This window comes from Ensifer sp. Root954 (assembly GCF_001429005.1).
Lineage (GTDB): Bacteria > Pseudomonadota > Alphaproteobacteria > Rhizobiales > Rhizobiaceae > Ensifer > Ensifer adhaerens.
In genome coordinates, this window is sequence record NZ_LMJM01000021.1 from 92,102 (window position 1) to 109,139 (window position 17,038).

14 protein-coding genes are annotated in these 17,038 nt (G+C 63.5%); 9 read left to right on the forward strand and 5 right to left on the reverse strand.

Features of this window, described 5'->3' with window-relative positions; all coding sequences use genetic code 11:
• The first annotated feature begins 2 nt into the window (after positions 1 to 2).
• The 9 genes from phnE (at position 3) to ASE71_RS11750 (ending at position 10,558) form a co-directional block, all read left to right on the forward strand.
• Positions 3 to 1,520, forward strand: coding sequence for a phosphonate ABC transporter, permease protein PhnE (gene phnE, locus ASE71_RS11710; RefSeq protein WP_060518221.1), 1,518 nt, complete (start codon positions 3 to 5; stop codon positions 1,518 to 1,520).
• Between the two features lie 128 nt (positions 1,521 to 1,648).
• Positions 1,649 to 2,356, forward strand: a complete 708-nt coding sequence (locus tag ASE71_RS11715) for a DUF1045 domain-containing protein (protein WP_060518331.1) — start codon at positions 1,649 to 1,651, stop codon at positions 2,354 to 2,356.
• Between the two features lies 1 nt (position 2,357).
• The gene (locus ASE71_RS11720; protein WP_060518223.1) at positions 2,358 to 3,497 is read left to right on the forward strand and encodes an alpha-D-ribose 1-methylphosphonate 5-triphosphate diphosphatase; all 1,140 of its coding nucleotides are present in this window, start codon (positions 2,358 to 2,360) and stop codon (positions 3,495 to 3,497) included.
• Entirely contained in the window at positions 3,494 to 4,078 is a 585-nt protein-coding gene (phnN, locus tag ASE71_RS11725; protein ID WP_060518225.1) for a phosphonate metabolism protein/1,5-bisphosphokinase (PRPP-forming) PhnN, read from the forward strand. Before ASE71_RS11720 ends, phnN begins: the two co-directional genes overlap by 4 nt.
• Before the next feature lie 300 nt (positions 4,079 to 4,378).
• The gene (gene hutI, locus ASE71_RS11730) at positions 4,379 to 5,623 is read left to right on the forward strand and encodes an imidazolonepropionase (protein WP_060518227.1); all 1,245 of its coding nucleotides are present in this window, start codon (positions 4,379 to 4,381) and stop codon (positions 5,621 to 5,623) included.
• Entirely contained in the window at positions 5,620 to 7,155 is a 1,536-nt protein-coding gene (gene hutH, locus ASE71_RS11735; RefSeq protein ID WP_060518229.1) for a histidine ammonia-lyase, read from the forward strand. Before hutI ends, hutH begins: the two co-directional genes overlap by 4 nt.
• A gap of 1 nt (position 7,156) precedes the next feature.
• On the forward strand, positions 7,157 to 7,975 hold the full coding sequence (gene hutG, locus ASE71_RS11740; RefSeq protein ID WP_060518232.1) for an N-formylglutamate deformylase: 819 nt from the start codon (positions 7,157 to 7,159) through the stop codon (positions 7,973 to 7,975).
• 2 nt (positions 7,976 to 7,977) lie between these two features.
• Positions 7,978 to 9,651 carry a urocanate hydratase gene (gene hutU, locus ASE71_RS11745; RefSeq protein WP_060518333.1) on the forward strand — a complete coding sequence of 558 codons (1,674 nt, stop codon included), beginning with the start codon at positions 7,978 to 7,980 and terminating at the stop codon, positions 9,649 to 9,651.
• Positions 9,652 to 9,919: 268 nt separating this feature from the next.
• Positions 9,920 to 10,558: a hypothetical protein gene (locus tag ASE71_RS11750; RefSeq protein WP_060518234.1), complete on the forward strand. Its 639-nt coding sequence runs from the start codon at positions 9,920 to 9,922 to the stop codon at positions 10,556 to 10,558.
• Between the two features lies 1 nt (position 10,559).
• Here ASE71_RS11750 and ASE71_RS11755 read toward each other — a convergent pair whose 3' ends face one another.
• From ASE71_RS11755 to ASE71_RS11775, 5 genes are all read right to left on the reverse strand, one after another.
• Positions 10,560 to 11,780 (reverse strand): MFS transporter, encoded by a 1,221-nt coding sequence (locus ASE71_RS11755; protein ID WP_060518236.1) that lies wholly within the window; start codon positions 11,778 to 11,780, stop codon positions 10,560 to 10,562.
• Positions 11,781 to 11,961: 181 nt separating this feature from the next.
• Entirely contained in the window at positions 11,962 to 13,404 is a 1,443-nt protein-coding gene (locus ASE71_RS11760) for a M81 family metallopeptidase (RefSeq protein ID WP_060518238.1), read from the reverse strand.
• Positions 13,405 to 13,415: 11 nt separating this feature from the next.
• Positions 13,416 to 15,335, reverse strand: coding sequence for a beta-N-acetylhexosaminidase (locus ASE71_RS11765; protein WP_060518240.1), 1,920 nt, complete (start codon positions 15,333 to 15,335; stop codon positions 13,416 to 13,418).
• A gap of 24 nt (positions 15,336 to 15,359) precedes the next feature.
• Positions 15,360 to 16,136, reverse strand: a complete 777-nt coding sequence (locus ASE71_RS11770; RefSeq protein ID WP_034799561.1) for an SDR family oxidoreductase — start codon at positions 16,134 to 16,136, stop codon at positions 15,360 to 15,362.
• 21 nt (positions 16,137 to 16,157) lie between these two features.
• The gene (locus ASE71_RS11775) at positions 16,158 to 17,021 is read right to left on the reverse strand and encodes a MurR/RpiR family transcriptional regulator (protein WP_034799558.1); all 864 of its coding nucleotides are present in this window, start codon (positions 17,019 to 17,021) and stop codon (positions 16,158 to 16,160) included.
• Positions 17,022 to 17,038 lie beyond the last annotated feature (17 nt).

The window sequence follows — 17,038 nt, forward strand, 5'->3', positions numbered from 1 at the left end:
CCATGACCACGACCACACGATTGAACCCGATGGAAATGGACGCGATCGCGAGCCGCCATCCCGACCTCCTCAAATCCTCGACCTCCAGCCGCGTGCGCACCGCAGCCATCGCCGGCGGCGTCGTCGTCTACCTCATCTTCAGCTGGTGGTTCTTCTCGATCGGCCACGTGCTCGGCAATGCCAATTGGGGCATCGCTGGCACCTACCTCGCCGACTGGGTTTCCTATGAGGTACGCCCGGAAATCCACGTCGCCCCCGACCGTACGATGCGTCTCAACTATCAGCGCAATTCGCCGCTCGGGCCCAATCCCAATCCGGATTGGGTGGAGCTCGACAGGCAGACGGTGACGCGCCAGGTCGAGATACCGGCCTCCACCGCGCAGGCGGTCAAGCCGAAGGCAAGCTCGTCGTTCAGCTTCATGGCGCCCGGCTCCGCGCTCGGTGGCACAGCCGCTGCCGAAACGCAGAACCGTATCGAAACCCGGACGGAAGACGTGCTGACGCGCGTCGTCGTAACCTACGACCGCTCGACCAGGATCGAGATCGCCGATGGCCTGGTGAAGGCTACCCATGGCGGTGACACGTTTGTGATGACCGTAGACGGCGTCGACACGGTGAGGCCGCAGGGCCAACTGCCCGCCTGGGCGACACAGAAGCGGCCAGGCGAAAAGATCGTGCTTGCCTTTGGCGCCACCGGGTGGGCTGAAGTGGAAGGCGACGAGGTTTCCGTCCGCAACCGCTTCTTCGGTTGGGCGAACTTCCTGTTCGACACCAACTCGCCCTTCTTCGGCAAAAGCTATGGCGAGGTCGTCGCGCTCATCACATCCGGCGAACAGATCGACCCGACGCGTTCGAACCTTTCGCTCGCCTGGAACAACATCCTCTATAACGCCGAATGGCAGCATCTGGACGTCTGGACGAAGCTGTTGCAGACGGTTGTCATGGCTTTCGTCGGCACGCTCTTTGCGTCGCTGATCGCCTTCCCGCTCTGTTTCCTTGCCGCCAGAAACATCACGCCGAGCTTCCTGACCAACCAGGTGGTCAAGCGCTTCTTCGACTTCCTGCGGTCGGTGGACATGTTCATCTGGGCACTGTTCTTCACCCGCGCCTTCGGCCCCGGACCGCTTGCCGGCATCTCCGCGATCTTCTTCACCGACACCGGTACGCTCGGCAAACTCTATTCCGAGGCGCTGGAAAACATCGATGACAAGCAGCGCGAGGGCGTGAAGTCGGTCGGAGCGACGCCGCTTGCCGTGCAGCGCTTCGGCGTGCTTCCGCAGGTGCTGCCGGTTTTTGCCAGCCAGGCGCTCTACTTCTGGGAATCGAACACTCGCTCGGCGACGATCATCGGCGCCGTCGGCGCCGGCGGTATCGGCCTCAAACTCTGGGAAGCGATGCGTACCAATTCCGATTGGGAAAATGTCGCCTATATGGTGCTTCTGATCTTGCTGGTTGTCTTTATTTTCGACAGCATCTCGAACGCGTGCCGTTCGCGGCTGATGGGCAGCAAGGCACATTGACGACAGCCAAGCATTTGCGTGTCCGCCATCATGATGTTGTCATGGAAATCGGCTAGCTGCGCATCGCATCCCCGCAAACAATCGACCCGCCGCCCTGGCGGGCCGGTCGCTACAAGAAAGTGAAGACCGTGCGTTATGCCATCTATTTCGCGCCGCCGGCGGACGACCGGCTGTCGCAGGTCGCGTCCCGTTGGCTGGGACGCGACGCCTTTACCGGTGAGGACCTCACGCTTCCGACGATCGCCGGGATTGACGAAGAGACGCAACGCACATTGACGGCTGACCCGCGGCGCTACGGTTTCCACGGTACGCTGAAGGCTCCCTTCGAGCTTGCCGAAGGCCGGGACGAAGACGAGCTCCTAAGTATTTTCGAGTGCTTTGCCGCCGACCTCGACCCGTTCGAGATCCCCGAAATCGTGCTGCACCAGTTGGGCCCGTTCTTCGCACTCGTGCCGTCCGCGCCTTGCGTCGACCTGCTGGATTTGGCCGAAGACGCCGTTCACCGCTTCGACCCGTTCCGCGCGCCGCTGTCGGACGCCGACTTTGCCCGCCGCAAGCCAAACAGCCTGCCGGAGCGCCAGAGGCGCTACCTCAAAGAATGGGGCTATCCCTATGTTTTCGAAGAGTTCCAGTTCCACCTGACCTTGACTGGCCCGGTGCCCACGGAAACCAGCGGCGTGATGCGTACCGCGCTCGAAACCACCTTTGCCGAGCATATCGGCAAGCCACTTCACGTCACGTCAGTCGCGCTCTTCGTCGAACCGGAGCGCGGCGCACCCTTTACTGTCCGCTCCCTGCTGCCGCTCGGCAGCGACACCCAACGAAAGATCGCATGAGATGAGCAAAGAACAGGTTTTGACCAACGCCCGCATCGTCCTCGAGGATAGTATCCTCGACGGTTCGGTGCTGATCCGCGACGGCAAGATTGCCGACATTTCCGAGGGCACGGTTGCCAGCGGCGAGGACTTTGAAGGCGACTATCTGATCCCCGGCCTCATCGAGCTGCACACCGACCACCTCGAAGCCCACTACTCGCCGCGCCCGGGCGTGCGCTGGCTGAAGATCGCGGCAATCCAGGCCCATGACGCACAGGTGGTCACCTCCGGCATCACCACGGTCTTCGACTGCCTGCGTCTCGGCTCCGACGAGGATGGCGGCTTCCAGAAGGGCGAGATGCGCAGCATGGCCGACGCGCTGGCCCAGGCCAAGGAAGAGGGCCGCCTTCGCGCCGATCACCTGATCCACCTGCGCTGCGAAGTTTCAACGTCCGACGTGCTCGATCACTACGAGGACTTCCAGAACGATCCGCAGGTCAAGCTCGTCTCGCTTATGGACCATGCGCCGGGCCAGCGCCAGTTCCGGACGATGGACCAGTACACGCTCTACTATAAAGCCAAGCGCGGCTTCTCGGACGAGGAATTCGCGCGCTTCGTCGAGCGGCAGCAGGCGTTGTCGGCCAAGTATGCCGGTCCGCACCGCACCGCGCTCGCCGAGGCCTGTGCGGCCCGCGGCATCACGATCGCCAGCCATGACGACGCGACCGTCGACCACGTCGAGGAATCGATCGGCTTCGGCATCAAGCTTGCGGAGTTCCCGACGAGCTTCGAGGCCGCCGAGGCGTCGCACCGCGCGGGCCTCAGCGTTCTGATGGGCGCGCCGAACATCGTGCGCGGCAAGTCGCACTCCGGCAACATCGCCGCCCGCGATCTCGCCGAGCGCGGCGTGCTCGACGTGCTGTCGTCGGACTATGTGCCCTTCAGCCTGATCCACGCCCCCTTCGTGCTCTCCGACGAACTCGACGCCGTCGACCTGCCAAAGGCAATCGCCATGGTGACGTCGACGCCGGCGCGTACCGTCGGTCTCGATGACCGCGGCCGCATCGGCGTCGGCCTTCGCGCCGATATCGCTCGCGTCCATCGCAAGGAAGGCATCCCGGTCGTGCGCTCCGTCTGGCGCGAAGGACGGCGTGTCGCATGAGCGCGAACAACCAGGGCGGCGCGCTTGTCGTCGTCGTTGGACCAAGCGGCGCCGGCAAGGACAGCGTCATGGGCTTTGCCGCCCGGCATTTTGCGGATTGTCATGACGTGCATTTCGTCCGCCGCGTCATCACCCGTCCGTCGGATGCCGGCAGTGAGGTGCATGAAAGCGTCTCGGAAGACGAGTTCGTCGAGATGCAGAAGGACGGCGCCTTCGCCGTTTTCTGGGATGCGCATGGGCTGAAATACGGCATCCCCGCCGTCGTGCTCAGGAATGTCAGGGACGGCATGACGGCGATCGTCAATGGCAGCCGTGGTGCCCTGCCGGCGTTCCGCGAAGCCTTCGGCGAGATCGCCGTCGTCGTTGTTACAGCCGAGACGCCGGTGCTTGCAAAGCGGCTTGCCGAACGCGGCCGCGAAAGTGAAGAGGAAGTTTTGCGGCGCCTCAGCCGCCAGGCTCCTGACGTGACCTCAGGCCCGGATGTCAGCGTGATCGACAACAGCGGTCGCCTCGACATTGCCGGAAATCGCTTCGTCGAGGTGGTTGAACGGCTGCGCACTAAGGCGGATCACGCGGTTTAGCGTGATCTGTTTTCGCGGCCAGGCAGGGTTCCGGGTCGCGGGCACGCGCCGCGATCCCCATTCCAAGGACACAGACAAAGGTTCCGAACCTCAGGGCTCGGGGCCTTTTCTTTTTGCCTGCCGTGATGACGAACCCGGGGAGAGAAATTCCCGAGAAATCAGAGTTCTACGGCCATCTCCTCAAAGCCCCCGCTCTGTTTCACTCGGCCGATCACCCTTTCCTTTTCCGCAGGCTCCATAAATTTCCCCTTGTGGAGCGGATTAATATGTATATACATTATATTCAGTGGAGGCGACCTGATGAAAGAACTCTCGACCCGCAGGCAGACATCCGGCATCTGGCGCAATGTGCGTCTCGTGACGCTTGGCGAAACCGTTGACGGTCTTGGCCTCGTCGAGAATGCGGCCGTTGCGGTCGTCGATGGGCGTATCGCCTATGCCGGGCCGGAGAACGGACTGCCCGCCGACCTCGCACGCAGCCTTGAAGCGACGGACTACGAGGGCCGCGTAGTGACGCCCGCTCTCATCGACTGCCACACCCATCTCGTTCATGGCGGCAACCGCGCCCGCGAATTCCGGATGCGCCTCGAAGGCGCCACCTATGAAGAGATTGCGCGCGCCGGTGGCGGCATCGTTTCCTCGGTCAAGGCGACCAATGCGCTGACCGTCGACCAGCTTGTCGAAAGCGCCCTGCCGCGGCTCGACACGCTTCTTGCCGAAGGCGTCTCGACCGTCGAAATCAAATCCGGCTACGGACTGAACGTCACGGCCGAGCTCAACATGCTGCGTGCCGCCCGCAAACTCGAAACGCTGCGGCCGGTGCGCGTTATGACGAGCTATCTCGCCGCACACGCAACGCCTGCGGACTACAAGGGCCGCAACGATGACTACGTCACCGATGTCGTGCTGCCCGGCCTCGACGCCGCCCATGCCGAAGGCCTGGTCGATGCGGTCGACGGTTTCTGCGAGGGCATCGCGTTTTCGACTGCCGAGATCGCCCGCGTCTTTGAGCGCGCCAAGGCACTCGGCCTGCCGGTCAAGCTGCACGCAGAACAGCTCTCCAACCTTGGCGGCGCAAAGCTCGCGGCCTCCTACGGCGCGCTTTCGGCCGACCACCTCGAATATCTCGACGCCGAAGGGGCTGCGGCCCTGGCCAAATCAGGTACGGTCGCCGTGCTTTTGCCCGGCGCCTTCTATGCACTGCGCGAAGAGCGCCTGCCGCCGGTCCAGGCTTTGCGTGATGCCGGCGCGCGGATCGCGATCGCCACCGACTGCAATCCCGGCACCTCGCCGCTGACCTCGCTGCTTCTCACCATGAACATGTCGGCGACTTTCTTCCGGCTGACGGTTGCCGAATGCCTTGCCGGTGCGACGCGCGAAGCCGCCCGCGCGCTTGGCCTGCTGGCCGAAACAGGCACGATCGAAGTCGGAAAATCCGCCGATCTGGCAATCTGGAACATCGAGGATCCGGCCGAGCTCGTCTACCGCATCGGCTTCAATCCGCTTCATGAACGCATCTTTAGAGGGCAAAGGATCGGTCAATGACCATCACTCTACACCCGGGCTCCGTGCCCCTCCGCGACCTCGAAACCATTTATTGGACCGGCGAGCCGGCCCGCCTCGATCCGTCCTTTGACGCCGGCATCAACAAGGCTGCCGCCCGCATTGCCGAGATCGTCGCCGGTAACGCGCCGGTCTACGGCATCAACACCGGCTTCGGCAAACTCGCCTCGATCAAGATCGACAGCGCCGACGTTGCAACGCTGCAGCGCAACCTGATCCTGTCGCATTGCTGCGGAGTCGGCGAGCCGCTCGCCGAGAACGTCGTTCGCCTCATCCTGTCGCTGAAGCTCGTCTCCCTCGGTCGCGGCGCCTCCGGCGTCCGCCTCGAACTCGTGCGGCTGATCGAAGCCATGCTCGAAAAGGGCGTCATCCCTGTCATTCCCGAAAAGGGCTCGGTCGGCGCCTCCGGCGACCTCGCCCCGCTCGCCCATATGGCCGCAGTCATGATGGGCCACGGCGAAGCTTATTTCGAAGGCCGTCGCATGTCCGGCGGCGAAGCGCTGTCCGCCGCCGGCCTCAAACCGGTGGTGCTGGCCGCCAAGGAAGGCCTTGCGCTGATCAACGGCACCCAGACGTCGACGGCGCTGGCACTCGCCGGTCTCTTCCGCGCCCATCGTGCCGCACAGGCGGCACTCATCACCGGCGCCATGTCGACCGATGCGGCCATGGGCTCGTCAGCGCCCTTCCATCCGGATATCCATACGTTGCGCGGTCATCGCGGCCAGATCGATACGGCCGCGGCTCTCCGCGCGCTGCTTGCCGGCTCGGCAATCCGCGAAAGCCACATCGAAGGCGATGAGCGCGTGCAGGATCCCTATTGCATCCGCTGCCAGCCGCAGGTCGACGGCGCCTGCCTCGATCTGCTGCGCTCGGTCGCCCGCGTGCTTGAAACCGAAGCCAACGCCGTCACCGACAACCCGCTCGTTCTTTCGGACAACTCGGTCGTCTCCGGCGGCAACTTCCACGCCGAGCCGGTTGCCTTTGCCGCCGACCAGATCGCCCTTGCCGTCTGCGAGATCGGCGCGATCTCGCAGCGCCGCATCGCGCTGCTCGTAGACCCGGCTCTCTCCTACGGCCTGCCGGCCTTCCTCGCCAAGAAGCCGGGCCTGAACTCTGGTCTGATGATCGCGGAAGTCACCTCGGCGGCGCTGATGTCGGAGAACAAGCAGCTCTCGCATCCGGCGTCTGTTGACTCGACGCCGACGTCGGCGAATCAGGAAGACCACGTTTCCATGGCCTGCCACGGCGCGCGCCGCCTGCTGCTGATGACCGAGAACCTGTTCTCGATCGTCGGCATCGAAGCACTGACCGCCGTCCAGGGCGTCGAATTCCGAGCGCCGCTCGCCACGAGCCCTGAATTGCAGAAAGCCGCTGCCGCCCTTCGCGCCGTCTCGCCGACGATCGAAGAGGACCGCTACCTGGCCAACGACCTCAAGGCCGCCGGCGACCTCATCGCCTCGGGCCGTCTGAACGCCGCCGTCTCCGCCGGCATCCTGCCAAGCCTGGAGGCCTGAAATGGCGGTCGTCGAAGTCAGACAAGGCAACTCGCCGGTCATTCTCGGCTTTCCGCATACCGGCACCGACGTGCCGGCTGCGATCTGGGATCGGCTGAACGATAACGGCCGGATCCTCGCCGATACCGACTGGCACATCCATCAACTTTATGATGGCCTGCTGCCGGAGGTGACCGTCGTTCGCGCCACCTTCCACCGCTACGTGATCGACGCCAACCGCGATCCCGAGGGCGTCAGCCTCTATCCCGGTCAGAACACGACCGGATTGATCCCGGAAACGGATTTCGACGGCAAGCCGATCTGGAAGGACGGAGAGGCACCGACCGAAGCGGATATCGCCGAACGGCTCCGGTCATTCCATGCGCCCTATCACGCGGCCCTTGCCGCCGAGATCGAGCGGGTCAAGGCGATCCATGGCGTGGTCGTGCTTTATGACTGCCACTCGATCCGCTCGCGCATTCCGTTCCTGTTCGAAGGCAAGCTGCCGGATCTCAACATCGGCACCGACATGGGCAAGACCTGCGCGCCTGACATCGAGAAGGCGACGGCCGAAATCGCTGCTGCTGCGGAAGGTTACAGCAGCATTCTCAACGGCCGCTTCAAGGGCGGCTGGACGACCCGCCACTATGGCCGCCCGGAAACCGGCGTGCATGCCATACAGATGGAGCTCGCGCAATCGACCCATCTCGCCGCCGAAGAGCCGCCTTTCGCGCTCGACGCCACACGATCCGCCCTGTTGCGAAAGCCGCTGGGTGCGATCCTGAACCGCATCGAAACCATCGCATTTGACCTCAAGACACTGACAGGGAGCGAGGCATGACCATCAACAATCCGCGCCACAATATTCGCGACGTGCGCGCCCCTCAGGGCACCGCGCTCAATGCCAAGAGCTGGCTGACCGAAGCGCCGCTGCGCATGCTGATGAACAATCTGGACCCGAACGTCGCGGAAAACCCGCACGAGCTGGTCGTCTACGGCGGCATCGGTCGTGCCGCCCGCACGTGGGCCGATTTCGACAAGATCGTAGAGACGCTAAAGGACCTCAACGACGACGAAACCTTGATGGTGCAGTCGGGCAAGCCGGTCGGCGTGTTCCGCACCCACAAGGATGCGCCCCGCGTTCTCATCGCCAACTCCAACCTCGTGCCGCACTGGGCGACCTGGGATCACTTCAACGAGCTGGATAAGAAGGGTCTCGCCATGTACGGCCAGATGACCGCCGGCTCGTGGATCTATATCGGCACACAAGGCATCGTTCAGGGCACCTACGAAACCTTCGTTGAAGCCGGCCGTCAGCACTATGGCGACAACCTTAAGGGCAAGTGGGTACTGACCGGCGGTCTCGGCGGCATGGGTGGCGCCCAGCCGCTCGCCGCCGTCATGGCAGGCGCTTCGTGCCTGGCCGTCGAATGCAACCCGGACTCGATCGATTTCCGCCTGCGCACCCGCTACCTCGACGAAAAGGCCGAGACGCTGGACGAAGCGATGGAGATGATCGCCCGCTGGACGAAGAACGGCGAAGCCAAGTCCGTCGGCCTGCTCGGCAACACCGCCGAAATCCTGCCGGAGATGGTCCGCCGCGGCATCCGCCCCGACATGGTCACCGACCAGACCTCGGCGCACGACCCGGTCAACGGTTACCTGCCGAAGGGCTGGACCATGGGCCAGTGGAAGGAGAAGCGCGTCAGCGATCCGAAGGCCGTCGAAAAGGCCGCGCGCGCCTCGATGCGCGACCACGTCGAAGCGATGATCGCCTTTCAGGACATGGGCATCCCGACCTTCGACTACGGCAACAACATCCGCCAGATGGCCAAGGAAGAAGGCCTCGAAAACGCCTTTGCCTTCCCGGGCTTCGTTCCGGCCTATATCCGCCCGCTCTTTTGCCGCGGCGTCGGCCCGTTCCGCTGGGCGGCCCTGTCCGGCGATCCGGAAGACATCTACAAGACCGACGCCAAGGTCAAGGAACTGCTGCCCGACAACAAGCACCTGCACAACTGGCTGGACATGGCACGTGAGCGCATCGCCTTCCAGGGCCTGCCGGCGCGCATCTGCTGGGTCGGCCTCGGCGATCGTCACCGCCTCGGCCTCGCCTTCAACGAAATGGTCAAGAACGGCGAACTGAAGGCGCCGGTCGTCATCGGCCGCGACCACCTCGATTCCGGCTCGGTCGCCTCGCCGAACCGCGAGACCGAAGCGATGAAGGACGGCTCGGACGCCGTTTCGGACTGGCCGCTGCTCAACGCCCTGCTCAACACCGCATCGGGCGCCACCTGGGTGTCGCTGCACCACGGCGGCGGCGTCGGCATGGGCTTCTCGCAGCATTCGGGCGTCGTCATCTGCGCCGATGGTACCGACGATGCGGCCAAGCGCCTCGAACGCGTGCTCTGGAACGACCCGGCAACCGGCGTCATGCGCCATGCCGATGCGGGCTACGACATTGCGCTCGATTGCGCCAAGGAAAAGGGCCTGCGCCTGCCGGGCATTCTCGGCAACTGATCCGCTCTCGACCGACATACTCAAGGACATACTGATTGGGGCGCCGAAAGGCGCCCCAATCACTTTTTGATGAGACTAGCGTCAGGACTGCGTCTTCCTCGCTCCGGCGCCTTGCAGCTGTTGATAGCAATGCTAGAAAAATCGAGATGCCATCGCATTGCTGGCGACGCGTTGCAGAACATCTCTGCTCGCTCACGCGAGCGCTGGTTTTTTATGAGAAGGCTTCATGCGCCAGGGCGGGTACGGGAGAAGAACCATTAGACATCTTATGTTTGCCACCGGGCTTCTTGCGAGCGTCTTTGTTGCCTCGTCTGCGGTCGCTCAAAACGTGAGTTTCTTCGGCCCTGTTCGCAACGGAGAACGGCACTTTACCGCCTTCCCGGAATTTATCGGCGTCGGAATGAGCCAAGGGGAGACCAAGAAGAGGGACGTGGTCTTCTCGACAATTCAAATGATCGCCATGGCCGCCGGAATTGAGACCAAGGCCCAACCGGGCCTCGGAAGAAACACCATCGGCGTGATCTTCAGAAAGGACGTCGTCAAGAATGGCCGGGTCGACGTCAGCAAAATTGAAGATTTTGGCTTCGACCCCTACTACAACAAACTGCTGAACGACACCGCAGGAACCGGTGCAGGGAACTGCGCTTCTGCCGTAAACTATTCTGCCGAAGGACGGTTCGACCGAGCCGTCGTCGTGGCAAACAGCGATGTCCCCGATCAGGAGCTGGCGACCTGCGTGGCGCAGGCCCAGGCGCACGCTTTGGGGATAGCCACGTTTACCTCCAGCAAGGCCGACTTTTCGCGCTTCTTCGCGAGGATCATGATCCTCGCCGATCAAAAGAAGAGATGTCTCCAGGACAACCAGACAAAGTTCACCTGCAGTTTTGTCGATGAGCCTTGGGACTAATTCACGAGCGGCGGACTGTTTTCTTCCCTGTTTTATCGCCGTCGAGCGCGAGCAGCAGCACCAGCCCGGCAAGGCCTGCGGCGCCGCCAAGCAGCGCCGTGCCCGAATAGTCGCTGATCCGCGTGCCGAGCGCAAAAAGCCCGGCGCAAAGGCCGCCGCTCAGGAAGAGGTTCACGGCGAGCAATGAGCTTCCGAGGCCCGGGCGGTCGGCAATCAGGTCCTGGAGGTAGCTGATCGGGATCGTGATCAAAGCAGCGGCACCAAAGGCACTGATCAAGGTGAGCGCGTAGATCTGCCAGGTCGCCGTCGAAAAGCCGAGCAGCACCATGTAGCCGATGTAGATCGCGGTTCCGAGCGCCAGCGCCTTGAATGGAACAAGGCTCAGCTGGATGCGCGCCCAGACGAAGATGAACACGACTTCGAGGAAAGCGACAATCCCAACGATGATGCCAATATCGGTGACGCTGCCGCCGATCTCGTCGGTCATGATCAGGGGCAGCACGGCGGCGTTGACGTGCAGCGACGAGGTGATGATCGCAACGGCGATGACGCGCAGGAAAATCCCCGGCGCCAGGATCTCCCGAAAAGACGTCCAGTAGGAAAGCCGCTTGCCGAGCGATGCGTCGGCCCCATTTTCGTTGGGCAGTTTAAAATAGACGATCAGCAGATTGGCGAGGCAGCCGAGACAGGCGAGCAGATAGGCCGGCAACATGCTGTCGCCGCCGGCGAGTGCAAAGCCGACCAGTCCTGGCACCAGAACCCAGGACACTGATATGGCCGCGCGGGCGCCCGTCGTGAGCGACGCAGCGTCATGGCCGCTCATCCGCCGGGCGATGCTGCGCACATTGGCAAAGAGCAGCGTGTAGACCGCGCCGTAGATTGGCAACAGCAACAAGACGCTAACGACGAAGCTCATCTGATGCGGGAGCACATAGACGATGCCGTAGCCGACAACGCCGAAAAAGATCGCCGTCGACATCAGCAGCCGGTAGTTGCCGACGCGATCGGCCAGAATGCCGATCGAAACACTGACGATGACGTTCACCGTCGAGGCAAGCAGGATCAGCAGCGAATAGACGGCATCGCTGAGCCCCAGCTCGTTGATGCCGACGACGGACTGGTAGGGCGAGGTGGCCGCACCGGCAAACCCGAACAGGAAGATTGCCAGCATGCTGATCCGCATGGCCGGGTTGCGCATGGCGCTGAGAATGGTGGAGGTCATGCTAGAATGTGTCCGCGAAGCGGGTGGAGGATATCGCACAGTCGCTTAAATTGTGATCGATTTAAGGACGGTGTTATGCGGAAGGCTAAGGCGTTTCAGCGCCCATGCGCGTCGAACGACGCGCGGTGCTTTGAGGGAAGCCCCTACCCGAAACTCGGGTAGGAAATGTGCGAAGCATGTCTCAGGCGCCGCTCGACCAACGCGCCGAAAAGCGGGCGACGGGTTCAAAGGAAAAGTCCTGATCGAAGGGGTAGGCCGGGCGCTGACGGCGCAGGCTCGTGAGCCCTTGGATGTCCTGATTGACGACCCCTTCAGTCAGGGCCATCAGGTTGGGGTTGGCGATCGGCGCCAGTTCGGGCGACAGGTAGCCCGATTTGACGACGAGCAGCCGCACCGCCTCAGGGTCGAGGCCCAGCCGCCGGAAGTCCTCGATGTTGTGGTAGGGCCTGCGCCGTGCCGCGATGACGACATCGATCGCGCCGACCCGCACCACCGCCTGCCGCTCTTTCGCAGGCCCGGGATCATAGAGCGTGACGACCTCGGCCAGCATCTCCGCACGGGGGCTTGCCGGATCGAGGCTGCCGCCGATCTTGAGCATCAACGTTTCGCCGACCCCAGCGGCAAAGCAGGCTTCGACCGCCGGCAGGTCCGTGATGCCGGCGATCAACGCGCCCCGCCAGCCGCGGGCGAGCAGCGCCTTCAGCACGTCTGCGCGATCACCAACGCCGCCGCCGGTCGGGTTGTCGCCGGAGTCCGCAAGAATGATCGGCGTCGTCGTCGCCCGCTCGGCGATATCCAGCATTTCGTTGAGCGGTCCGGTGACCGGACCGAAGCGGAAGTTTCGACGTTCCGACCAGTAGCCGGCGGCAATCTCTTCCGCTGCCCGTTTGGCCGCCGCCCTGTCGGTGGCCGTTACGACCGCACAGGCGGTCGCCCGCGGCTCGTCGGCCCAGACGTAGCCCACCATCAGGTTGGCATCGAGAACGCCCGGCCGCTTATCGATCTCGGGCAGTTGCACGTAGAGCGACTTTGCCGGCTCGTCCTCGGTCGAGGTGCATTCGCCGGGAAGCAGGACCGGGACCGGTGCCCAGGCGATGCCCGGGCGCGTCCCGTCTCTCAGCGCAGATACCAGCATCGACCAGGCACGGGTCATGGTCTCCGGCGTATCGATATGCGGCGCGGTGCGGTAGGCGGCAAAAATATCGAGCTGGTCGATGATCTCCTGGCTGACATTGCCATGCAGGTCGTAGCTCGCCGCCACCGGGCAATTGGGACCGACGACAGCGCGGGCGGCGGAGATCCAGTCGCCTTCGGCGTCGTCCATCCCGTCGACCTTGATGGCGCCATGCATGGCGAGATAAAGCCCGTCGATCGGCAGCGCGTCACGCAGCATTTCGAGGAACTCGGCCTTGAAGGCGTCGTAGGTTGGGCGCGACACGGGGCCGCCGGGCACGGCGCGGGCATGCAAAAGCGGCAGATGCTCGACACCCTCGGCCTTCATGAAACTGAAGTACTCGGCGTCCAGCAGCGTTTGGCCGCGCAGAACGCGAAAATCTTCCTCTGTCATCAGAACAGGCGAATAGGTGCTGCATTCGGTATGGATGCCACCAACGGCGATGCGCATGAACGTTCCTCTCAGAGGTTCGGGCTGAGCGGCGCGATGGCCGCAAAGCGCAGCCAGTCCTTCGCCGACTTCGGTGTCCATGCCGCCTCGGCGATCGCCGGAAGCCGCGGGAAGACGAGCCGGTTGAAGTAGCCGCGCGAAAGATAATGCTCGGACCAGATGCACGCCTGCACGCCTCTGAGGCGGGCCTTCAGCTCGTCCGGGAATTCGCCCTCGGCCTCGTAGCCGTAGGTGTGGGCGGGTGTCGCCGTGCCGGCCCAGCTTGCACCTGGCTCCTGCCAGGCATCGGCCTGCGCCATGTCGAGGTAATAGGCCTGGCCGGGGGTCATCACCACGTCATAGCCTTCGCGGGCGAGCTCGATGCCGACCTCCGGCCGCTCCCAGGCCATCAGCAGCGTATCTTCGGTCGAGACACCGCCGCCATGCGCCACTTCGTTCCAGCCGGCGAGCTTGCGGCCACGCGCCGTCAACATCTGCTTCACCCGCTTCAGGAAATAGGACTGCAGCGCGAAGGTGCCGGAGATGCCCTCCTGCTCCATCAGCTTCTTGGCCAGCGGCGAAGCGAGCCAAGAACCGTTCGCCACTTCGTCGCCGCCGATATGGATGTAGGCGCTCGGGAAAAGCTCGACCATTTCGTCGAGGACCTTCTCCAGAAACTCGTAGGTAAAGGCAACGGCCGGGTTGAGCGCGTTATTGGGATAGCCCTGAACCGAATGGTAGCTCTCCGGGGCCTCCTGACCGTCTGTCAGATCCGGCAGCGCCACCAAGGTCGCCGTGCTATGGCCAGGGATATCGATCTCCGGCACGACATCGACATGCAGCGCCGTCGCCTGCGCGACGATCGCCCTCACGTCCGCTTGGCTGTAGAAGCCGCCGACAGGCTCAGCGCCATTACCAAGCTGCGGCAGAAGCGGCTCATCCGGCCCGCGCAGGACGCCAAGCGTCGTCAGCTGCGGGTAGGCCTTGATCTCCAGGCGCCAGGCCTCGTCGTCGGTCAGGTGCCAGTGGAAAACGTTGAGCTTGAACCAGGCGAGAATGTCAATCAGCCGCGCCACATCCGCCGTCGGGTAGAACTGGCGGGAGACGTCGAGATGGCAACCGCGCCAGCTGTAACGCGGCGCATCCAAAATTTTGCCGCTCGCCGGAAAGCGGAACTTTTCCGGATGGTTGCGTGCCCCATCCAGAAGCTGAGCCAGACTGGTCAAACCATATTGCCGGCCGGCGCTGCCGCCAAAGCTAAGCCGGATTTCGGTCTCAGAGAAGTCGAGCCGATAGGCCTCAGCCTTAAGACCAGCGTCGGCGGTAAAGACAATCGCCCGCCCCTGCTTCGAGGCTGCCAGGCTGAAGGGGGCGTGGCCCGCAGGGAACAGCCGATGGTACATCGCCAGAACCGTATCGATGGCAGCGACATCCTCGCCCGTCGAGCCGACCGCCGGATAGAGCACCACTGGAAAACCGTCTCCAGGACGAAGCTCAAGCTTCGCTGGCCAGGGCTGCAACGCATAGGGCTGATCGAGCTTGCCGTCCGGTAGCCGCACCGGCGGCGGTTCACTGACGGCATTTTCAAGCAACAGATCGGAGACAGCGACCGGCACGTGACCACCATCGGCAAGCGTCAGATAGGCGGACTTGGCACCGTCGGTGCAGTGGCGCGCGTTGCGGTGCAGGCCGCTGACGGTGAAGGTCCAGCTCCCGCCGTTTTCGATCGTCAGCCCCGCAGGCGGCGCGAATTCGTGAAAATTGGCGTTACGGCGCAGGAACACGGCATTGTCGCAGGCCTTGGGATCGATCACCCGGGTGAGCGAGGTGTAGACGATCCTGAAGCCGGAAAGTGGCGCGCCGGAGAAATTGAACAGCGTGAAGGTAAACCGCCCGAACGGCCCGCCATCCGGCTGCCAGGACGCCTCGAGACGGTAGGAAACCGGGTGCATGCTCTTCCTCCAGAATGCTCTATGTCAGTAGTGGTTTGATTGCGAGAACGTGCGGGCCAACTCAGCCTGTCCGGCGGTCAGGCCGCAATCGACAGGCAGGCAGACGCCCGAAATGGCGGCCGCGAGCGGGCCTGCGAGAAAATGCACGGCATTGGCGACGTCATCCGGATTGACGATGCGCTGCAGCGGATACCAGCGGCGCGCCTCTTCGAAGACATCCGGGTTCGATGCCGCCCTCGCCTCCCAGGCCTGGGTGCGAACCGTGCCGGGTGCCACCGCATTCGAGCGGATGCCGAACTTGCCGTATTCGACCGCAATCAGCCGGGTCAGGTGCAGGAGCCCGGCCTTGGCGGCGCTATAGGCCGGATGGCCGAAGACGTTCATGCCGTTGACCGAGGCGATGTTGACGACCGAGCCGTGGGTCTCTTTCAGCATGTCCTCGACGGCGCGAAAAGTGAGGAAGGCCGCCTCGAGGTTCAGCGCATTGTCCATGCGCCAGATCTCCGGCGTCGTGTCGTGCAGGCTGACGGCACGGGCAGCACCAGCATTGTTGACGAGGGTGCGGACAGCGCCCTTCTCTGCGGCCTTCGCTGCCATCGCCGCCACGCTTTCGGCATTGGTGACGTCACAGGCGACTGCGACGAAGCGCTTGCCGTCGCCAAGCGCCCGCGCTGCCTTTTCGGCGGCCTCCGCATCGATGTCGACGAGCAGAACCACGTCATGGTCGTCGGCAAGCTTGCGGGCGATAGCACGGCCGATATCGCCGGCGGCGCCGGTGACGATCGCGAGAGATTGCGTCATGCGTTGACCTTTCGCGGCACGTCAGTCTCCGAGCAACTGGCGGTCGTCACCGTCGCGGTGGGTCACCAGCTGCTGTTTGATGCGCCGAAGTGTGGCTGTCGCCTGCGGCTGAACCCGATAAGCGACGAGACTGGAGAGGATGTCGAGCAGCGCCAGATAGGCGATGCGGGTGGAGGTGGGGCGGTAGATATTGTTGCCCTCCGGCAGATCGACCGGAACGGTGATGCTGGCAGCGGTGGCCACCGGGCTGCCGCTCTGCGTCAGCGCGATGGTCGGCACTTTCAGTTCGCGCGCAAGCGTGAAGGCGCGCACGAGTTCGGCGTTGCGGCCGGAAAAGGAGGAGCCGATCAGCACGTCCGTCGGCCGGGCCGCCGCCGTCATCATCAACTGCATGCTGTGATCCGAGCTCGATGTGATGCGCAGGCCGAAACGAAAGAGCCGGTTTTGAAGCTCGCCGGCGATCATCGACGAATTGCCGCCGGAACCAAAGGCGTAGATCATTTCCGCTGAGGCAATCCGCTCGACCGCCTGCTCGATCGCGGCGAGATCGAGCGAGCGATGCAGAAGAAACAGCGCGTTCTGCGACTTGGTGATGATGTCCTGGGCGACATCGCCGGTCTCCCGGCTCTTCGGCTCGGGCTTCAGGTAGCGCATGCCGATATAGGCGGTCCGCGCGAGCTGCACCTTGAAGTCGGAGAAGCTGTCACAACCCAACCGCCGACAGAAGCGGGTGACGGTCGGCGGCGAAACGTCCGCCTTGCTCGCGAGCTCGATGATGGAGGCGTTTACCGCGAACTCGAAATCGTTCAGGAGAATATCGGCGATGCGGTTTTCCGACTGGGAGAGCCGCCCCTTTTCTTCCTGCAATGTCGCGAAGATGTCCATCGCCCGCTTATGCCTTG

Coding starts and splice junctions, on each gene's coding strand:
- ASE71_RS11750 (WP_060518234.1), top strand. CDS start 9,920: ATGTTTGCCACCGGGCTTCTTGCGAGCGTCTTTGTTGCCTCGTCTGCG.
- ASE71_RS11775 (WP_034799558.1), bottom strand. CDS start 17,021: ATGGACATCTTCGCGACATTGCAGGAAGAAAAGGGGCGGCTCTCCCAG.
- hutG (WP_060518232.1), top strand. CDS start 7,157: ATGGCGGTCGTCGAAGTCAGACAAGGCAACTCGCCGGTCATTCTCGGC.
- phnN (WP_060518225.1), top strand. CDS start 3,494: ATGAGCGCGAACAACCAGGGCGGCGCGCTTGTCGTCGTCGTTGGACCA.
- ASE71_RS11755 (WP_060518236.1), bottom strand. CDS start 11,780: ATGACCTCCACCATTCTCAGCGCCATGCGCAACCCGGCCATGCGGATC.
- ASE71_RS11760 (WP_060518238.1), bottom strand. CDS start 13,404: ATGCGCATCGCCGTTGGTGGCATCCATACCGAATGCAGCACCTATTCG.
- hutI (WP_060518227.1), top strand. CDS start 4,379: ATGAAAGAACTCTCGACCCGCAGGCAGACATCCGGCATCTGGCGCAAT.
- phnE (WP_060518221.1), top strand. CDS start 3: ATGACCACGACCACACGATTGAACCCGATGGAAATGGACGCGATCGCG.
- ASE71_RS11765 (WP_060518240.1), bottom strand. CDS start 15,335: ATGCACCCGGTTTCCTACCGTCTCGAGGCGTCCTGGCAGCCGGATGGC.
- hutH (WP_060518229.1), top strand. CDS start 5,620: ATGACCATCACTCTACACCCGGGCTCCGTGCCCCTCCGCGACCTCGAA.
- ASE71_RS11720 (WP_060518223.1), top strand. CDS start 2,358: ATGAGCAAAGAACAGGTTTTGACCAACGCCCGCATCGTCCTCGAGGAT.
- ASE71_RS11770 (WP_034799561.1), bottom strand. CDS start 16,136: ATGACGCAATCTCTCGCGATCGTCACCGGCGCCGCCGGCGATATCGGC.